This is a genomic window from Enterococcus sp. GPZ-007 (assembly GCF_059374735.1).
Genome location: NZ_JCAFYN010000142.1, coordinates 1 through 240 on the forward strand (window position 1 = coordinate 1; position 240 = coordinate 240).

Sequence of the window (240 nt, forward strand, 5' to 3'; positions counted from 1 at the left end):
GATTCGGATAGTGACTCCGATTCAGATAGTGACTCAGACTCGGATAGTGATTCCGATTCAGACAGCGATTCGGACTCAGATAGTGACTCGGATGCCGACAGTGATTCGGACTCAGATAGCGACTCGGATTCAGACAGCGATTCAGATTCGGACTCAGATAGCGACTCGGATTCAGATAGTGACTCGGATTCGGATAGCGACTCGGATTCAGACAGCGATAGTGATTCAGATAGCGACTCC

1 protein-coding gene is annotated in these 240 nt (G+C 49.6%); it reads left to right on the forward strand.

Annotation, left to right across the window (positions count from 1 at the left end):
• A partial coding sequence (locus AC4J95_RS21295; protein ID WP_494551565.1) for a hypothetical protein occupies positions 1-240 on the forward strand: 240 nt, incomplete at both ends.